The 18,654-nt window shown below is 62.5% G+C and carries 14 protein-coding genes; 12 read left to right on the top strand and 2 right to left on the bottom strand.

The features are described from left to right. Positions 1-29: 29 nt before the first annotated feature. Positions 30-2,204, bottom strand: a complete 2,175-nt coding sequence (gene katG / locus ACCD05_RS11770) for a catalase/peroxidase HPI (protein WP_112949343.1) — start codon at positions 2,202-2,204, stop codon at positions 30-32. A 160-nt stretch (positions 2,205-2,364) separates the two neighbouring features. On the opposite strand from katG, the gene ACCD05_RS11765 reads away from it, so the two are divergent. Further along, entirely contained in the window at positions 2,365-3,306 is a 942-nt protein-coding gene (locus tag ACCD05_RS11765; protein ID WP_413392756.1) for a hydrogen peroxide-inducible genes activator, read from the top strand. 143 nt (positions 3,307-3,449) lie between these two features. Further along, the gene (locus tag ACCD05_RS11760; protein ID WP_413392754.1) at positions 3,450-4,262 is read left to right on the top strand and encodes an arginase family protein; all 813 of its coding nucleotides are present in this window, start codon (positions 3,450-3,452) and stop codon (positions 4,260-4,262) included. A gap of 233 nt (positions 4,263-4,495) precedes the next feature. On the opposite strand, the gene ACCD05_RS11755 is transcribed toward ACCD05_RS11760, so the two are convergent. Continuing rightward, a complete protein-coding gene (locus ACCD05_RS11755; protein WP_413392802.1) occupies positions 4,496-6,571 on the bottom strand; it encodes a methyl-accepting chemotaxis protein in 2,076 nt (691 codons plus the stop codon). Between the two features lie 320 nt (positions 6,572-6,891). Between ACCD05_RS11755 and ACCD05_RS11750 the strand changes: the two genes are divergently transcribed. The 10 genes from ACCD05_RS11750 (at position 6,892) to ACCD05_RS11705 (ending at position 18,643) form a co-directional block, all read left to right on the top strand. Continuing rightward, a complete protein-coding gene (locus ACCD05_RS11750) occupies positions 6,892-7,590 on the top strand; it encodes a GntR family transcriptional regulator (protein WP_413392753.1) in 699 nt (232 codons plus the stop codon). A gap of 223 nt (positions 7,591-7,813) precedes the next feature. Then, entirely contained in the window at positions 7,814-9,385 is a 1,572-nt protein-coding gene (locus ACCD05_RS11745; protein WP_413392751.1) for an ABC transporter ATP-binding protein, read from the top strand. Continuing rightward, positions 9,375-10,451, top strand: coding sequence for an ABC transporter permease (locus ACCD05_RS11740; RefSeq protein ID WP_112435462.1), 1,077 nt, complete (start codon positions 9,375-9,377; stop codon positions 10,449-10,451). The genes ACCD05_RS11745 and ACCD05_RS11740 overlap by 11 nt, the downstream gene beginning before the upstream one ends. Beyond that, on the top strand, positions 10,451-11,371 hold the full coding sequence (locus ACCD05_RS11735) for an ABC transporter permease (protein WP_413392749.1): 921 nt from the start codon (positions 10,451-10,453) through the stop codon (positions 11,369-11,371). Before ACCD05_RS11740 ends, ACCD05_RS11735 begins: the two co-directional genes overlap by 1 nt. A gap of 46 nt (positions 11,372-11,417) precedes the next feature. After that, positions 11,418-12,518, top strand: a complete 1,101-nt coding sequence (locus tag ACCD05_RS11730; protein WP_413392747.1) for a BMP family ABC transporter substrate-binding protein — start codon at positions 11,418-11,420, stop codon at positions 12,516-12,518. 97 nt (positions 12,519-12,615) lie between these two features. Then, complete coding sequence (locus ACCD05_RS11725; RefSeq protein WP_413392745.1) at positions 12,616-13,809, top strand: amidohydrolase family protein; 1,194 nt, start codon at positions 12,616-12,618, stop codon at positions 13,807-13,809. Further along, positions 13,809-15,386, top strand: coding sequence for a gamma-glutamyltransferase family protein (locus ACCD05_RS11720; protein ID WP_413392743.1), 1,578 nt, complete (start codon positions 13,809-13,811; stop codon positions 15,384-15,386). The genes ACCD05_RS11725 and ACCD05_RS11720 overlap by 1 nt, the downstream gene beginning before the upstream one ends. Further along, entirely contained in the window at positions 15,383-16,630 is a 1,248-nt protein-coding gene (locus tag ACCD05_RS11715) for an amidohydrolase family protein (protein WP_413392741.1), read from the top strand. Before ACCD05_RS11720 ends, ACCD05_RS11715 begins: the two co-directional genes overlap by 4 nt. Positions 16,631-16,778: 148 nt before the next feature. Beyond that, positions 16,779-17,720 (top strand): LysR substrate-binding domain-containing protein, encoded by a 942-nt coding sequence (locus tag ACCD05_RS11710; protein WP_413392739.1) that lies wholly within the window; start codon positions 16,779-16,781, stop codon positions 17,718-17,720. Positions 17,721-17,887: 167 nt separating this feature from the next. Then, positions 17,888-18,643, top strand: a complete 756-nt coding sequence (locus ACCD05_RS11705; RefSeq protein WP_112435468.1) for an SDR family oxidoreductase — start codon at positions 17,888-17,890, stop codon at positions 18,641-18,643. Positions 18,644-18,654 lie beyond the last annotated feature (11 nt).

Raw genomic sequence — 18,654 nt, 5'->3', positions numbered from 1 at the left:
TTCGAGTGCTGCTGCAGCTCGTTTCGCCTTTAGGCGTTTAGGTCGAAGCGGTCGGCGTTCATCACCTTCGTCCAGGCGGCAACGAAGTCCTTCACGAACTTCTCCTTGCTGTCGTCCTGGGCATAGACTTCGGCATAAGCGCGCAGCACCGAGTTGGAACCGAAGACAAGGTCGGCACGGGTCGCGGTGAACCGGACATCGCCTGTCTTGCGATCACGAATCTCGTAAGAGTTCCGGCCGGTCGGGACCCATGAATAGGCCATATCGGTCAGCGTGACGAAGAAGTCCGTGGTGAGCGCACCAACCTTGGACGTGAAGACGCCGTGGCTGCTGCCGTCGTGATTGGCGCCGACGACGCGCAGGCCGCCAACAAGAGCCGTCATCTCAGGCGCGGTCAGGCCCATCAGCTGGGCACGGTCGAGGAGCAGTTCCTCGGCGCTGACCACGTAATGCTCCTTCTGCCAGTTGCGGAAACCGTCGGCGAGCGGCTCGAGCGGCGCGAAGCTGTCCGCGTCGGTCTGCGCGTCGGTGGCATCGCCACGGCCAGCTGCGAACGGCACCTGGATATCGAAGCCGGCAGCCTTGGCGGCCTGTTCGACGCCGACGTTACCGGCGAGAACGATGACGTCGGCAACCGAAGCGCCGCTTGCCGCAGCTATCGGCTCCAGCACCGCGAGAACGCGAGCAAGGCGCTCAGGCTCATTGCCGGCCCAGTCCTTCTGCGGCGCCAACCGGATGCGGGCACCGTTGGCACCGCCGCGATTGTCCGAACCACGGAAGGTGCGGGCGCTGTCCCATGCCGTGCTGACGAGGTCGGCGACGGAAAGGCCGGAAGCGGCGATCTTCGCCTTGACGGCCGAAACGTCGTAGCTCGTGCTGCCTGCCGGGATCGGGTCCTGCCAGAGCAGGTCTTCCGCCGGCACATCCGGACCGATGTAGCGCGACTTGGGGCCCATGTCGCGGTGGGTCAGCTTGAACCAGGCGCGAGCAAAGGCATCCGAGAATGCCGAGAAATCGTCGCGGAAACGCAGCGAGATCTCCCGGTAGATCGGGTCTACCCGAAGCGCCATGTCGGCGTCCGTCATCATCGGATTGAGGCGAATGCTCGGGTCTTCCACGTCGACGGGCTTGTCGGCGTCGGCGATCGAGATCGGCTCCCACTGGGTGGCGCCTGCCGGGCTCTTCACCAAATGCCATTCATGCTTGAACAGCATTTCGAAGAAGCCGTTGTCCCACTTCGTCGGCTCGGTGGTCCAGGCACCTTCGAGGCCCGAGACAACTGTATTGCGACCAATGCCGCGACCCTTGGTGTTCATCCAGCCGAGACCCTGGGCTTCCGGACCTGCCGCTTCAGGATCGGCGCTGAGATCAGCGGGGTTGCCGTTGCCGTGGGTCTTGCCGATGGTGTGGCCGCCGGCGGTCAGCGCAACAGTCTCTTCGTCGTCCATGCCCATACGGGCGAAGGTTTCGCGCATTTGCGCGGCGGTGGCGAGCGGATCGGACTTGCCGTTGACGCCCTCGGGGTTGACGTAGATCAGACCCATCTGGACAGCCGCGAGCGGGTTCGACAGCGTCGCGGGCTTTGCCACATCGCCGTAGCGGCCATCGCTTGGCGCGAGCCATTCCTGCTCATCACCCCAGTAAACATCCTTTTCCGGATGCCAGATGTCTTCGCGGCCGAAGCCGAAGCCGAAGGTCTTCAGGCCGGCGACGTCGTAGGCGATCGTGCCCGCGAGCGCGATCAGATCGGCCCAGGAAATCCGGTTGCCGTACTTCTTCTTGATCGGCCACAGCAGGCGACGGCCCTTGTCGGTGTTGACGTTATCCGGCCACGAATTCAGCGGAGCAAAACGCTGGTTGCCCGTGTTGGCACCGCCACGGCCATCCGCGGCGCGATACGAGCCGGCTGCGTGCCAGGTGACGCGGGCCATCATGCCAACATAGCTACCCCAGTCGGCCGGCCACCATTCCTGGCTCTCGGTCATCAGCGCCCTGAGATCGGCCTTGAGAGCCTCTACGTCGAGCTTCTTAAGCTCCTCGCGATATTTGAAATCCCTGCCGAGTGGATTGGTCTTGGTGTCGTGCTGGCTCAGAATGTCCAGGTTCAGCGCGTTCGGCCACCATTGCGTAACGGATTTGCCGAGTGCCGTGTTACCACCGTGCATGACCGGACACTTGCCGGCCGATTGTGTCTTCGTGTCCACGTTAACTCTCCCTAAAATTCGAACTCGGGTTGAAATCGCGTACCAAGTGTTTGAGCGGGTCGTTGAACCTCGTGTCGGCTTCAAGTCCCGAGATAGGGAATAAGCAACTCACTCGATAAATTCCAATTGTATATTCTAAAGGGTCTGATAGGTTTTGATTATGATAGGCCTATCCATGAAGCACCTGCGTTATTTCGAGGCTCTTGCACGGTTGGGGCATTTCGGCCGCGCCGCCGAAGCCTGTGCAATCTCCCAGCCCGCACTGTCGGTACAAATCCGTGAGCTCGAGGAACTGATCGGGGCGCCGCTTGTGGAACGCGGCGGCAGGCAGATCAGGCTGACGAGCCTCGGTGAGGAGTTTGCCGAGCGCGTGCGTGGCATCCTGCGCTCGGTCGACGATCTGGCGGAACTGGCCCGCGCTACGCAGACGACGCTTGCGGGCCGGCTTCGCATCGGCGTCATTCCGACAATTGCCCCCTATCTCCTGCCCGACGTCATCAAGACGCTGACGCATCGCTATCCCGGGCTCGATCCACGCCCGCGCGAGGCGGTGACACAGAGGCTGATCGAAGACCTGCACGAAGCACGGCTCGATGCCGCGATCGTCGCCCTGCCCGTTTCAGAGCCGACGCTTGAGGAAATTCCACTCTTCGACGAGGAATTCGTGCTGGTGCGCCCGCTGGAGGACGCTGGCAAACCTGTTCCAAGCTCCGAGATGCTGCACGAGATGCGTCTGCTGCTTCTCGAAGAAGGGCACTGCTTCCGCGAGCAGGCGCTCTCCTTTTGCAACATCGCAGCCGCGCCCCCTCGCGAACTCATGGAAGGAAGCTCGCTCACCACGCTGGTACAGATGGTGGGCGCCGGCATCGGCGTCACGCTGCTGCCGCAGATGGCAGTGCGCACCGAAACCCGCTCAGCCGATGTCAGCGTATTTCGCCTTCTTGAGCCGCGGCCCTTTCGCACAATCGGCATGATCTGGCGCAAGACCAATCCCCTGGTGGCGCAATTCGGCCCGATCGCCGACATCGTCCGCGAGGCCGGCGCTCGCAGGACAATTGAACTTGGCGCTTTTCCCGACCAAGCGCGAACACTGATCGCTTAAGAAAGCCCGCCCAACCTCGCCAAGGTCGTTGATCGATCTGACGGGTTGCAAGTGGCGCAGCGATCGATATATCCGACAGGATATAATGATTGTCGCGGCATGCCTGTTGGCGGGGTTCGCAGTTTCAGTATCGGAGTATCGATTTGACGTTCGAGATCATTTTTTGCCAGGGACGCATTGCCGACCGTACGCCTGGCGCGATCAAAGGCGCGGCCAAGACAGCAAGAGCCTTGCAGGAACTGACAGGACTACCACTGCGTTCCGTGGGAACACCTTCACCACCCAAACAAGATGACTGGTCCAGCAGCCTGCCCGAAGCAACCGGCACGCTGACAGAACTTCAAAGCGAAGTGGCTGACATCTTTCGTCGTGGCCAAAGGCCGTTGATGGCCATGAACACCTGCTCCGCGAGCCTCGCAACACTGCCGGTTGTCGCGCGTGTCCATCCTGAAGCAACGATCCTCTGGATCGACGCTCACGGCGACTTCAACACCCCTGAGACCACCGGAAGCGGATATCTGGGCGGCATGGTTCTCGCTGCGGTCTGCGGCCTCTGGGAAAGTGGTCTCGGACAGGGTGTCGATCCGGCCAGAATCGTGATTGCGGGCGCACGCGATATCGACCCCGCGGAGGCAGAACTGCTCAAACAGGCTGGTGTCTGCGTGCTCTCGCCTGAAAAAACAGACCCGGATTCGATCGTCTCAATTATCGGCGATCGACCCGTGTGGATTCACGTCGATTGGGATTCTCTGGAGCCCGGATTTGTGCCGGCGGCATATACCGTGCCGAATGGCCTGCGGCCAGAAACGCTGCGCACCATATTCGAGAAAATTCCGGTAGACCAAATTATCGGCGTTGAGCTTGCCGAATTCGAGGCATCCTCAGACGGCGAGAGGGATGCCACGTCGCTGCGTTTCCTGATCGACGCAATCTCGCCGCTGCTTGGATCGAAATAACGCAGTGAACGGCGCCTACCGAACAAACCGATGACTTAGAATGCGTCTTCGATAGAGCGGACAACCGCAAAACCTGCGCGCTTCAACGCGCAGAGCAGTAGCCATTCTTTGAATGGTCAACGACAGCGACGGTTCTCAGTCGTGGCGAAAACGAGAAGCGTGACGTCAGTCATCGATACCAATTAAACGACCGCCGCACGCCGCTCGGTAAACCTTCGCGTGATGGATCGCGCTCAGTTTCGGCGGCCGGCAACCAACCGCAACCCCGTTTCGGCCTGCTGTTCGCTGGCGACCCTGAACACCGAGACAAGTTCGCGCAAGCGATTGGCCTCGCCGGCAAGCACTGCGGATGCGGCGTTGCTTTCCTCGACCATGGCTGCGTTCTGTTGGGTATCCTGATCCATGCCGTTCATCGCCGTGTTGATCTCGACCAAGCCGATGCTCTGTTCGCGCGAAGACAACGCGATTGCTTCCATATGCTGGTTGATGGCGACGACGTGCCTGCCGATGCCGTGGAGAGCCGCCCCCGTGTCCTTCACCGCCCGCACCCCCTCCTCAACCTCAATAGTCGAACCATCGATAAGAGCCTTGATTTCCTTGGCCGCGTTGGCCGAGCGCTGGGCCAATTCGCGAACCTCATGCGCTACAACCGCGAACCCGCGACCAGCCTCACCGGCACGGGCCGCCTCAACGCCGGCGTTCAGGGCAAGAAGATTGGTCTGGAAGGCAATCTGGTCGATCGTCGCGATGATGCTTGCGATACGCTTTGAAGACCCCTCGATCCGTTCCATCATGGCAACCGCCTCATCCACAAGCGCCGTCCCCTTCGAAGCGCTGTCATTGGCCTCTCGCGCCACCTGTTGGGCGTCCTCAACACGCTTGGTCGCGTTTGACACATTTGCCGTTATCTCGTCGAGCGCAGCCGCCGTTTGCTCAAGAGAGGCTGCCTGGCGCTCCGTTCGCTGAGCCAATTGGCTGGCACCGCTGCTGATCTCCCGGGTACCGTTGTCGATGGAATGGCTGGACTGCATGATGTCGCCCATCACACCAGCAAGCTGTTTCAACGTCGCATTCAGATCGCCCCGCAGGCTTTCGAAATCCGGTGCGAAGGGTTCGACGAGTTGGAAGGAGAGATCGCCTGCGGCCAACCGCTTCAGGCCCGCGCCAAGGTCGCCGGTAGCCTGCAGCAGCCGTTCACGCGCCAGCGCCTCGGCCTGCTCCTGCATCTGAGCCCGGTTGGCCTCGGCATCTCTGCGCGCGGCTGCCGCTTCCGCTTCAAGTGCCGCTGCGGCGATCGCCTGCTGCCGGAACACCTCAAGCGCCTTCGCCATCGCCCCAACCTCGTCGCGCCTTGCTGCGCCGGGCGCCGTTTGACCGGTGTCTCCTTCGGCCAGGCGGCGCATTGCAGCGGTAATCATGAGGATCGGAGCGCTGATCGACCGGCCGATCAGCCAAACGCTGAGCAGAATGAGACCGATCGCGGCGGCGATCAGCGCGACAACGATCGTGATATTGCGTTGACCGACGCGATCATTCTCCTTGAGCGTGGCGACCTCTGCCGCGGCGTAGCTTTGAATGATGTCCGAAAGCACCGGCTGCACCGCGGAATAAGCAGAACTGACCGCCTCGCGAGCGGAGGCCTCCTCCAGCGTTGCATTGCCATAAAGCCGGAACGCATTCTGGTAGACGGAGAGTGCTTCCGCAGCCCGCATGCGCTGTGCGCCGGGCCGGAATGCCTTCTTCATCAACTCGGTAAACGTCGCGACTTCGGCGGCGTGTTTGGCCAGGTAATCGGCATTTCGGCGCAAGATGAAGTCCTTCTCGTGCCGGCGCATCATCAACATGCTGGCCTTGAGCTCGGCATCCGCGACGCCCTCAAGCTGGCCCTCGATCGAATGCACGGCATCGCGCATGGCCCCTTCAAGACCCTGCGACGGATCGAGACCCAACTCCTTGTCCTTGGCCACAAGCGCCGAAAACGTGCCCGCATAGGCCTGAAGCGCACCGCTCAACGCGTCAAGCTTCCCAGCCTGCTCAGGCGCCGCATCGCCCTTTAGCTTGTCGATCACCGAGTTTGCTCTCTGAAGCGCTTTGTCGAAGTCTTCGACGGCACCGAGTTGCCGCGTGAGCAGGAATTCTTTTTCCCAGATCAGAGTGTCACGAATGTCGTCCCGCGCGGCTGCGACATCACGTTGCTGTTTCGCCAGGCTGTCAGCCGTCTGCCGATAGCCGGCTTCCACTTGCCGTTGGCCGATGAAGATCGCGGAAATCGCGACGATCCCGATCAACGCCACCAAGGCAAGCAACATCACCCGATGGGCAATTTTCAGGTTTGAGAGTAAGGCCACGATACACCCCCGGCAATTTCGTCCCGGGCTTACACCACCCATGACGTTAAGCATTCACAAACCGGAGATGAAACTTTGATGATTTGGCGAAGAAAATAACCTGGGCGCGTTTCACGGCTATCATCTCAACCTGTGCTGCCGCGGTGACAGCGCATCGGCGGCGGGTCCGGATGCAATCGCCTACGCGATGTTACAGTTTGCTCGCGAGAGAGCCATCGGCACTTGTTGTACGCTTGATGGCGATATAGCGTATACGTGATCGAAACATTCATTGAAGTCCCATGTCATCGAATTCCGACCGGGTAGACATCGCCCATCGCACCCTTAGACAGGCCATCATCGAGCAGGCGATCAAAGCCGGCACCAAACTGCCGGAGGATGAGATCGGCAAGCACTTCTCCATGAGCCGCACCCTGGTGCGCGCCGTGCTGGCCAAATTGCAGGCACAGGGGCTTGTCGACACTTATCACAAGCGCACCGCCACGGTGGCGCAACCAAGCCTTGACGAAGCACGCGATGCGTTCGCCGTGCGCCGCGCGCTGGAGCGCGAGGTCATGAAGGCGGTGGCCAAACGCTGGAGCCCGGCCATCGAGAAGAGCCTGCGCGAGCATGTGCAGGAAGAGGAAGCCGCCCATGCCAAAGGTGATGTCCGGCTTTCGACGCGGCTCGCCGGTGAATTCCATCTGAAACTTGCCGACCTTGCGGGTAATGCGCTACTGGAGCGCTATCTCTCCGAACTGGTGTCGCGCTGCTCGCTGATCCTTGCCATGTACAGCCGCCCGCATTCGAGCGAATGCGCCATCAGCGAGCACTCCGGGCTCATCGCCGCACTCAAGAAGGGCGATATCGCCGCCGCCGAGCGCTTGATGGACGATCACCTCTCGTCAGTGGAAAGCCGGGCGTTGTTCGAGGACGAGCCTGCCGCCGAGCCTGACCTGGGATCGATCCTCTCGCGTTTCTCCGCACGCGCCGCGGGCTGACTGCCGCTTTTTCAATCAAGTATACATGATGTTGCATTTTATGTAGACGAAAATTCGTGCGCGATTTCCCGCCTTTTTGGACGCCATTAGGCGCCGCGCGCGTTTTATCTCAATGAATACATACTTGTAGGGCTTCAGCGCGGCGTTTGACGCGCTCATCGATACAGGCTGGCATCAATATTGCATACGTGATTATAGAGATCATGTAGCCAAGATTGTCATCATGCCACATACGATATCGCCACATACCGAACACCGCCTCGAGCTGCGAGGGATCCGTAAGGCCTATCCGGCCGTCGTCGCCAATGACGGAATCGACCTTTGCGTCCGTCCAGGCGAAATCCACGCCGTCGTCGGCGAGAACGGGGCCGGCAAGTCGACGCTGATGAAGATCATCTACGGCATGGTTCGGCCAGATTCCGGCGAACTGTTGTGGGATGGGCGCGAGGTGTCGATCGCTTCGCCGGCCGATGCGCAGAAGCTCGGCATCGGCATGGTGTTCCAGCATTTCGCGCTGTTCGACACGCTGTCGGTGGCCGAAAACATCGCGCTGGCGCTGCCGGGCCGCCCGGCGATCGAACCGCTGTCGAGAAGGATCGCGGAGGTCGCCGCGCGTTATGGCCTGCCGGTGGAGCCGGATCGGCACATCTACACGATGTCGGTCGGTGAGCAGCAGCGGGTCGAAATCATCCGCGCGCTTTTGCAAAATCCGCGCCTGCTCATTCTCGACGAGCCGACCTCGGTGCTGACGCCGCAGGCGGTCGAGACACTTTTCGTCACGCTGCGCCAGATCGCGGCGGAGGGATGCAGCATTCTCTATATCAGCCACAAGCTGAACGAGATCAGGGATCTCTGCCATACCGCAACGATCCTGCGCGGCGGCCGCGTCACCGGCATGTGCGATCCGAGGCAGGAAAGCCCGGCCTCGATGGCCCGTATGATGATCGGCGCCGATCTCCCGAGCTTCCGTCATCGCGGCGACACATCGGCCGGCAAGACGCGTCTCAGCGTGTCCGGTCTGACGCTTCCCACCCAAGACCCGTTCGGAACGGCGCTTGGCGACATCAGCTTTGCGGTGCGTGGCGGCGAAATCCTCGGCATCGCCGGCGTCTCGGGCAATGGTCAGCAGGAACTGCTGGCAGCGTTGTCGGGCGAAACGCCGCTCTCGAACGCCCAAACGATCACTATCGACGGCAAGCCGGCGGGCCATCGCGATCCGGCCGGCCGGCGGCGGCTTGGCCTCTGCTCGGTGCCCGAGGATCGGCTGAAGCAGGGTTCGGTCCCCTCGCTGCCGCTCCTGGAAAACGTGCTGCTCACCGCAAATCGCAACGGCGCCGTACGCGCCGGCCTCATCCGCTTCGATCGCGTCAAGGCCTATGCCGAGCGTTGCATCAACGCCTTCGACGTCAGGACGCCCGGCGCACATGCGCGGGCCGGCAGCCTGTCGGGCGGCAATCTCCAGAAGTTCATCATCGGCCGCGAGATCCTGCAGGACCCCGGCGTGCTGATCGTCTCGCAGCCGACGTGGGGCGTGGACGTCGGCGCGGCGCTCGTCATCCGCCAGGCGCTGCTCGACCTGCGCGACCGGGGTGCTGCGATCGTCGTCATCTCCGAGGAGCTCGACGAACTCTTCGAGATCTCCGACCAGATCGCCGTGATCGCCGGCGGCTGGCTGACGGCGGCCATACCGATCGCGGACGCTAACCGCGATGCGATCGGCATTGCCATGTCCGGCCAAAGCGCTGGCGACGAGCCAGATGAACGCGCCAGCAAGGAGCTTGCCCATGCGCTTTGAACCGCGTCCCAATCCCTCGCGCATCATGATCCTGATGTCGCCGGTCATCGCGATCGCGCTGACGTCGATCGTTGCCATGGCGCTCTTCGCGCTCGCCGGCCAGAACCCACTTGAAGCACTGATCACCTTCCTGACCGCGCCACTCGCCGATCTCTATGGCTTCGGTGAGCTCCTAATCAAGGCCGCCCCCCTGGTGCTGATCGGCGTCGGGCTGGCGATCGGCTTTCGTGCCGGCATCTGGAACGTCGGCGCCGAAGGGCAGCTGACCTTAGGCGTCATATTCGCCGGTTATGTCGCGCTGAAGTTTGGCCCGGCCGGCGGCTGGTGGGTTTTGCCCTTGATGGTGATCGCCGGCGCCGCTGGCGGCATCTTCTGGGCGTCCATCCCCGCGCTGTTGCGCGTCAAGTTCAATGCCAGCGAAATCCTGGTCAGCCTGATGTTGAACTATGTCGCGGCACTCTGGCTCTCTTGGCTGATCTTCGGCCTCTGGCGCGACCCGGCCGGGTTCAACTTCCCGCAGTCGGAGCCGCTGGCGCCGGATGCCCTATTCCCGATCCTGATCGAGGATACCCGCGCGAATGTCAGCGTGCTCTTCGCGCTCGGCGCGGTCATCGCGGGCTGGGTGTTCATGAACCACAGCTTCGCCGGCTTCCAACTCAAGGTCACTGGCCTTTCCGAAGGTGCCGCGCGCTATGCCGGCTTCGGCGTCAGCCGCGCGGTCTGGATCGGCATGCTGGCAAGCGGGGCCGCGGCCGGCATCGCCGGCGTCGGCGAGATTGCCGGTCCACTTGCGCAGATCTTCCCCACCGCCTCGCCGGGCTACGGTTACGCGGCGATCATCGTCGCTTTTCTCGGGCGGCTGCACCCGGTCGGCATCCTGCTCTCCGGGCTCCTGATGGCGCTGCTCTACCTCTCGGGCGATGTCGCGCAGATGTCGCTTGGCATGCCGTCTTCGATCACCGGCCTGTTGCAAAGCACGCTGCTCTTCTTCCTGCTGACGACGGATGTCTTCATTCAATACCGCATCCGCTTCCAGCCCTCCAACCGGCAGGGAGCCGCCGCCTGATGGACCAGATCCTTCCCATTCTCATCGCCACGCTCGTTGCCGGCACGCCCCTGATCTACGCAGCACTCGGCGAGCTCGTCGCGGAACGTTCCGGCGTGCTGAACATGGGCGTCGAGGGCATGATGGTGATCGGCGCGGTGATCGCCTTCATCGTCATGATGGCAACGGGCAGCCTGTGGCTCGCCGTAGTCGCGGCGATGCTTGCGGCGATGTTGCTCGCCCTGATGTTCGCGGTGCTCGCCGTCGGCTTCCGCGCCAATCAGATCGCTGTCGGGCTGGCGTTGACGATCTTCGGCACCAGCCTCGCCTCGTTCATCGGCAAGCCCTACATCGGCATGGCGATCGTGATCGAGCCTTCGGCGGCATCCAGGCTTGCCACGAAGATCCCGCTGCTGGGCGTCGTTCTCGGCCAGCTTCATCCGTTGACGTGGCTGTCCTGGGCCTTCTTCGCCGGCGTCTGGTACTTCCTCAACCGCAGCCGCAGCGGACTGATTTTGCGCGCCGTCGGCGAATCGCCGACATCCGCGCATGCGCTCGGCTACCCCGTCAACACGATCCGCTATCTCGCCACGGTGTTCGGCGGCGCCAGCGCCGGCATCGCGGGCGCCTATGTCTCGATCGTCTACACCTCGCTTTGGACCGAGGGGCTGATTGCCGGGCGCGGCTGGATCGCCGTGGCGCTGGTGGTCTTTTCCACCTGGCGGGCGGGACGCTGCTTCCTTGGCGCTTATCTCTTCGGCGGCGCCACCATCGCTCAGCTCTTTGCCCAGAGCGCCGGCATCGGCCTGCCGTCGGAACTGATGTCCGCCCTCCCCTATCTCGTCACCATCCTTGTTCTGGTGCTGATCTCGCGCAACGCCGCACTGATGCGCCTCAACGTCCCCGCTTCCCTCGGCAAGCCATTTGCCGCCGAGGGCTGAAACAGCCGCCAATCATCCAGATCAAACATCAACAGAGGGAACCGAAATGACCACATTTTCCAGACGCGACTTCCTGAGAACCAGCGCCGCTGGCGCGCTTGCGATCGGCGCGGGCGCCAAACCGCTTTTCGCCGCCGAAGAACCGCTCAAGGTCGGTGTCATCCATATGGGCGCCATCTCCGATACCGGCTGGGAATATTTCCAGGCCAACGCCTGGAAAGCGCTCGAGAAGGAATTCGGCGATAAGGTGAAGGTAACGGTGCTCGAAAACATCGCCCAGGTGCAGGACTGCGAGCGCCTGTTCCGCCAGCTTTCAGCCCAGGGGAACAAGCTGATCTTCGGCACCACCTTCTCGCAATACGCTTCGCTGAAGAAGCTGGCGCCGATGCTGCCCAAGTCGCATTTCGAATGCTGCGCCGGCATCGAGGCCGGCAACAATCTCGGCGTCTTCGAAGCACGGCACTATGAGGGCACCTACCTCACCGGCATCGCCGCCGGCCGCACGACCAAGACCAACGTTCTCGGCTGGGTCGGCGCCTTCCCCGTGCCGCAGGTCATCTATAGCCTCAACGCCTTCCTGCTCGGCGCCCGCTCGGTCAATCCCGACGTGACGCTGAAGGTTGTCTGGGCCAACGCCTGGGTCGATCCCGGCAAGGAAAAGGACGCCGTCGCGGCATTGATCGCACAGGGAGCCGACGTCATCTCCGGCAGCCCCAACACGCCGGTGCAGGGACTGGCCGCCGAGGAAAAGGGTGTCTGGTCGATCGGTTCGACAGGCGATTTCTCGGCCTATGTAAAGAAGAAGCAGCTGGTTTCCTTCGAACTGGACTGGAGTGCTGCCCACATCAACGCCGCCAAGGCCGTGATGGCCGGTGACTGGAAGCCGGAGAGTCGCTGGCTCGGCCTCGGACCGGGCGGCTACGTCAAGATGACGACGAGCAACACGGAACTGCCGGAATCCGTCGCCGCCGAAATGAAGGCGGCTGAGGCCGCGATCATCAGCGGCAAGCTGAAGCCCTTTGCCGGCGAGATCAAGGATCAGAAGGGCGATGTGAAGGTCGCCAAGGGCCAGGAACTCGCTGATGCCGACATCAAGGGCATGACCTGGCTGATCGAAGGCGTGCAGGGCACCCTGCCGCAGAACTGATCGGCGCCGCGCCGATTGCACGACATCGCTCCTCCCCTCATCCTTGGGGAGGGGCATCGCAAATGACGATAGAACAAAGACATCAAGGGAGACCCCGGTGACCGAAACACTGTTCACGAACGCCAAGCTGGCCGACTGCACGCTCAACGACATCCTCGTCTCGGACGGCCGCATCTCGGCAATCAACAAGGCCGGCACGAGCACGACCGCCGCCAAGACCGTCGACATTGCCGGCGCGCTTCTGGTCCCAAGTTTCGTCGAGGGGCACATCCATCTCGACACCAGCTTCTACGGCGACAAGTGGATTCCGCACAAAGCCTGCACCAACGGCTTTGACGTGCATGAGCGCGTCGCCTTCCAGGCCGAGAACATGGCGGCCGCAGCACCGATGGACGAGCGCGCTCGCAAGCAGCTCGACCTCTGCATCGCAAACGGCGCGCTGCAGATGCGCAGCCATGTGATGGTCGACGGCTCGGTGGGGCTGAAATCGCTGGAGACGATCCTTGCCGTACGCGAGGCCTACAAGGATATCATCGATATCCAGCTGGTGGCGTTTCCGCAGAGCGGCATTCTAAAGAGCCCCGGCACGCCGGAACTGATGGACGAGGCGATCGGCATGGGCGCCGATCTTGTCGGCGGACTGGATCCGCTCTCCTTCGACCGCGACATCAAGGGGCATCTCGACGTGGTCTTCGGGATTGCCGAAAAGCGCGGCGTTGACGTCGACATCCATCTCCACGACGCCGGCACGATGGGCGCGATGACCATTGAGGAAATCTGCGCCCGAACAGTCGCGCTCGGCATGCAGGGGCATGTCGCCGTCAGCCACGCCTATGGCCTCGGCGATCTCGGACCGGATGCGCTGAAGAAGATCGCCGCTCTCATTGCCAAGAGCGGCGTCGCGATCATGACCAACGCGCCCGGCAACCACAACTTCCCACCAGTAGCGCTGCTGCGGGCGGCCGGCGTCACGGTCTTCTCTGGCAACGACAATATCCGCGATTCTTGGTGGCCCTTCGGCGATGGCGACATGCTGCGCCGCGCCGAGATCATCGCCTATCGCTCCGGCTTCTACACGGATACGGAACTCGCCGCCGCCTTTGACGTGGTGACCGCAGGCGGCGCCAAGGCGCTCAATCTCGAGGGCTATGGCATAGCCATCGGCGCCAAGGCCGATTTCGTGACACTTGCGGCCGGGCATATCCCGGAAGCAGTCGTCGCCATTCCGAAGCAGCGCCGGGTCTTCAAGGAAGGCCGGTTGGTTGCAGAGAACGGAGCCGTGGTCCGCTAATGAACTACCGGAGCCAGCAGACCGAAACAGCCGTCGCTCAATCGCGCGACGGTATGGTGACGACGCCACATTGGGCGGCGAGCGAGGCCGGCGCCAAGGTGCTGGCGCGCGGCGGCAATGCAATCGAGGCGCTGGTCGCGGCAGGCGCCGCGCTTTCCGTCACCTACCCGCATTTCTGCGGCCTTGGTGGTGACGCCGTCTGGATGGTCTGTGACCGGAATGGCGACGCGCGCACCTTCCTCGGCATCGGCCAGGCTACCGCGAAGGCCGAGGTCGACGGCGCGATCCCGCCGCGCGGACCGGATTCGACGCTGACAACCGCCTGCCTGGTCGATAGCTGGGAGAAGGTGCTCGATCACTCCACGACGGTCTGGGGCGGCTCCGAGCACCTTGCTGCATTGCTCGACGATGCCATCACGCTCGCCGAAGACGGCTTTGCCGTCAGCCCGTCGCAGACATTCTGGCATGATTTCCGCGCCGGTGAATCCGCGGCATGGCCGGGCTTTCGCGACCTCTTTCGACGCGAGGGTATCCAGCGACAAACTGATCTGGCGCGAACGCTCAAGGCCATTGCCTCCAACGGAGCCAGGGAATTTTACGAGGGCGAGTTGGCGGATCGGATCGCTCGAGGTCTTGCCGCGGCAGGCTCACCGCTGACGGCCGCCGATCTCGCGGCGACACGGACCCGCATGGTGGAGCCGGTGCGGCTCGCCTATGGCGACACCGTTCTGTTGGCACCGCCCCCGCCGACCCAGGGCGTGACCACCCTTGGCATCATGGCCGTCCTCGCGCAGCTGGCGCCGAAGGACAAAGCACCTGACAGCGCTGCCTATTACCATGCGCTTGTGGAAGCCGTGAAACAGGCCTTCCTCGATCGCCATCTGATCGCGGATCCAGAGTTTGGTATAGATGCAACGAAACTGCTTCTAGACTCTGAGCGTCTGGCCGCAAAGGCCTCGGCGATCGATCCCAACCGCGCCGTCGACTGGCCCGTACCCTACAGGCAGGGCGACACGGCGCTGCTGGCCGCGGTCGATGCCGACGGCCGGGCCGCCTGCCTGCTGCAAAGCATCTATTTCGATTGGGGAAGCGGTGTTGTTGCCGGCGACACCGGCATCCTTTGGCAAAACCGGGGCGCAGCCTTCAGCACCGATCCCGCCAGTCCGAATTTCATTCAGCCCGGCAAGCGGCCCTTCTACACGCTGAATCCTGGCCTTGCGCTCAAGGACGGACGCCCGCATCTGGTCTACGGAACACAGGGTGCGGATGGCCAGCCGCAGACACTGGCACTGCTGCTCAGCCTGTTGATCGATCATGGGCTTGATCCATTGGCCGCCCTCTCGCGGCCGCGCTTCCTGCTCGGCCGCACCTTTTCCGATACTCGCGATAACCTCAAAATCGAGGAGAATATCGGAGCTGATACCCTCGCGACCCTGGGCTCCATGGGCCACGAAGTCGCGACCATCGCGCCCCTCAGCCCACTTGGCGGGCAGGCAGGCATCATTCGCATAAATGGAGACGGACAAATGCAAGCAGCTCACGACCCGCGCAGCGATGGCGGAGCCATCGGCCTATGAGAAGTTTGTCCGATAATCTTTTCGACCTCGTCATCCGCAATGTTCGCGTGGAGGAAGATGGTGCTCTCGTCGACATCGCGGTGCACGATGGCCTGATCGCCGCGATCGAACCGAATTTCCGCTGCGATGCCGTCTCGGATGTCGATGGCAAAGGCAGCTTCGCGTTCGGCGGCTTCGTGGATACGCATGTGCATCTGGACAAGGCCTGCATTCTCGACCGCTGCTCGATCTGCGAGGGAACGCTCGCCGAAGCGGTGCGCGAGACGGCGCGCGCCAAATCCGGCTTTACCGTGGACGACGTTTACGAGCGAGCCGCCCGCGTCGTCGAGAAGGCGATCTCGCATGGCACGGTAAGGATGCGCACCTTCGTCGAGATCGACCCGCGTGCCGGTTTCCGCTCCTTCCACGCGATCAAGCGCATCAGGGCGGATTACGCCTTCGCGATCGATATCGAGATCTGTGCTTTCGCGCAGGACGGCCTCACCAGCGAGCCTGAAACCTTGGCGATGCTCGACGCAGCACTTGCCGATGGCGCCAATCTTATCGGCGGCTGCCCTTACACCGACCTGGATCCTGAAGCCCACATCGCCAGTATCTTCGAACTCGCGGTGAAACACGACGTCCCCGTCGATTTTCATCTCGACTTTAGCCTCGACCCCAAGAAGACCGACCTGCCCGCCGTCATCGCGGCCACCAAACGCCACGGCTGGCAAGGCCGGGTCTCGATCGGTCATGTCACCAACCTCTCGGCATTGCCGGAGGCATCCGTAATCGAGATCGCAAAGAACCTCTCCGAAGCAGGGATCGCGCTGACCGTCCTGCCTGCCACCGACCTCTTCCTCAACGGCCGCGGTCACGACCATCTGGTGCCACGCGGCGTCGCCCCCGCCCATATCCTCGCGGCCCATGGTGTCGTGACCTCGATTGCGACCAACAATGTGCTAAACCCCTTCACGCCCTACGGCGACGCCTCGCTGATCCGGATGGCCAATCTCTATGCCAACGTCTCCCAGCTCTCGCGAGATGTGGAGATATCAGGCGTATTCGACATGGTCGGGCGATCCGCCGCCCGCCAGCTCGGCCTTCCCTACGGCCTCACCGTGGGCGAGGAGGCGACGATCATTCTCATCGACACCGCAGGACCGAAGGCAGCCGTGCGCGAAATCGGCCGGGTGGTCGCCGGCTGGAAAGCCGGTCGGTCGAGTTTCCACAATGGCCAACCGCAGATTCACAAGCCGCTTTGACGATGATCGCCTTGGCAGACGAGCAGAAACTTTGGTGCGGGCGCGTTATCGACAGCGCAATTGTCCAAATCAAGCAATAACTTGCATGACGGAGCTCGGCGATCCGGTATAGATGGTCATCATCTAATCACCAGCAGCCGGACCTCCCGTGGATCAGATACTCGCCATTCGAACATTTGTCCGTGTCGCCGAGGCCGGCTCTTTCGCCAAGGCGGCGGACACGCTGAACCTGCCCCGATCCTCCGTCAGCAAGCTCGTGCAGGATCTCGAGGCGCATCTCGGGACCAAACTGGTCGAGCGCACCACGCGGTCGGTCACGATGACCACCGAGGGCGTTGCCTATCACGAGCGCGCGCTGAAGCTGCTCGCCGATCTTGATGACATGGACGGCACGGTCGCCGGCTCCCGCAGCGCGCCCAAGGGAAAGCTGCGCGTCGACATCGGCTCCGTACTGGCAAACCAGATCCTCATCCCAGCGCTCGCCGACTTTCAGCACCAGTATCCCGATATTGACCTCATGCTCGGGGTCAGCGATCGACCCGCCGACCTCGTCAGCGAGGGGATCGATTGCGTCATCCGCGGCGGGATGCTGAGTGACTCATCGATGAAGGCGCGGAAACTGTGCGAACTGGACTACGTCATTTGCGCGTCGCCGAGCTATCTGCATGGCCTACAGTTGCCGGAGCGGCCGGATGATATCGAGAGGCATCGGATCGTCAGCTACTTCTCCGCGTCATCTGGCAAGAGGTTTCCGTTGCGGTTCCAGCGCGGCGATGAGCGAAGCGAGTATCTCCCGACAACAAGCGGCATTTCGGTGAACGAGAGCACCGCACACCTGAATGCGCTGCTATCAGGACTGGGGATCGGCCAGAGCTTCGGCTTCCTCGCACGGCCGCACTTCGAGAGCGGCGCGCTGGTCGAGTTACTGCCCGATTGGAAGCCGGACAATCATCCGCTGCACCTCGTCTATCCGGCCGACCGTTTTCCAAACCCACGGCTGCGCGCCTTCACGGAGTGGGCGGCGAAAGTATTCGAAGCCGTCGATGCCCGACGCAATGTGACGACGGAGACCATCCATCCCCATGGATAATGTCTCCACCCTGAGCGGCTTCTCGCCGCCAAGCTGACGAACTAACTTCTCCTCATCGGACGGCGACGAGGCCAGCAGCCAACGCCACCTCCCGAACAGTTTCAGAATTTCAACAGGCCGCGCATTCGGGCTGAACCCTTTCGTGCGCCCAGCATCAGGAGAGTAAAATGACCAAAAGACTTGAAAACAAGATCGCCGTCGTGACAGGAGCAACCAGCGGCATCGGCCTCTCGACCGCCAAGCTCTTCGCCGCCGAAGGTGCACGCGTCTACATCACCGGCCGCCGCAAGGATGCGCTCGACAAGGCGGTGGCCGAGATCGGCCATGGCGCGGTCGGCGTGCAGGCCGACTCATCGAGCAATGCGGATCTCGACAAGCTTTTCGCCCAGGTGAAGGCGGAACAGGGTCGCCTTGACGCCCTCGTCGTCAATGCCGGTGGCGGCAGCATGCTTCCGCTTGGCCAGATCACCGAGGAACAGGTCGACGACACCTTCGGCCGCAACGTGAAGGCCGTCATCTTCACGGTACAGAAGGCGCTTCCGCTTTTGGGCAAGGGTTCCTCGGTCGTGCTGACCGGCTCGACCGCCGGCACCGAAGGCACGGCTGCCTTCTCCGTCTACTCCGCCTCCAAGGCCGCCGTCCGCAACCTCGCCCGTTCCTGGGCGCTTGATCTCAAGGGCACCGGCATCCGCGTCAACGTTGTCTCGCCCGGCGCCACACGCACGCCTGGCCTCGTCGAACTCGCCGGCGACGACAAGGAACAGCAGCAAGGCCTGCTCGACTATCTCGCCTCTCGCATCCCGCTCGGCCGCGTAGGCGAATCCGAGGAGATCGCCAAGGCAACCCTGTTCCTCGCTTCCGACGATGCGAGCTTCGTCAACGGCGCAGAGCTCTTCGCCGATGGCGGCCAGGCTCAGGTCTAACCCCACAGCAG

Origin of the sequence: Rhizobium sp. Rhizsp42, from assembly GCF_047304155.1 — a bacterium.
In the GTDB taxonomy this organism is placed as follows: Bacteria; Pseudomonadota; Alphaproteobacteria; order Rhizobiales; family Rhizobiaceae; genus Rhizobium.
This window is presented reverse-complemented; position numbering and strand designations above follow the sequence as displayed.

Coding starts and splice junctions, on each gene's coding strand:
- ACCD05_RS11765 (WP_413392756.1), top strand. CDS start 2,365: ATGATAGGCCTATCCATGAAGCACCTGCGTTATTTCGAGGCTCTTGCA.
- ACCD05_RS11755 (WP_413392802.1), bottom strand. CDS start 6,571: ATGTTGCTTGCCTTGGTGGCGTTGATCGGGATCGTCGCGATTTCCGCG.
- ACCD05_RS11750 (WP_413392753.1), top strand. CDS start 6,892: ATGTCATCGAATTCCGACCGGGTAGACATCGCCCATCGCACCCTTAGA.
- ACCD05_RS11745 (WP_413392751.1), top strand. CDS start 7,814: ATGCCACATACGATATCGCCACATACCGAACACCGCCTCGAGCTGCGA.
- ACCD05_RS11740 (WP_112435462.1), top strand. CDS start 9,375: ATGCGCTTTGAACCGCGTCCCAATCCCTCGCGCATCATGATCCTGATG.
- ACCD05_RS11735 (WP_413392749.1), top strand. CDS start 10,451: ATGGACCAGATCCTTCCCATTCTCATCGCCACGCTCGTTGCCGGCACG.
- ACCD05_RS11730 (WP_413392747.1), top strand. CDS start 11,418: ATGACCACATTTTCCAGACGCGACTTCCTGAGAACCAGCGCCGCTGGC.
- ACCD05_RS11720 (WP_413392743.1), top strand. CDS start 13,809: ATGAACTACCGGAGCCAGCAGACCGAAACAGCCGTCGCTCAATCGCGC.
- ACCD05_RS11715 (WP_413392741.1), top strand. CDS start 15,383: ATGAGAAGTTTGTCCGATAATCTTTTCGACCTCGTCATCCGCAATGTT.
- ACCD05_RS11705 (WP_112435468.1), top strand. CDS start 17,888: ATGACCAAAAGACTTGAAAACAAGATCGCCGTCGTGACAGGAGCAACC.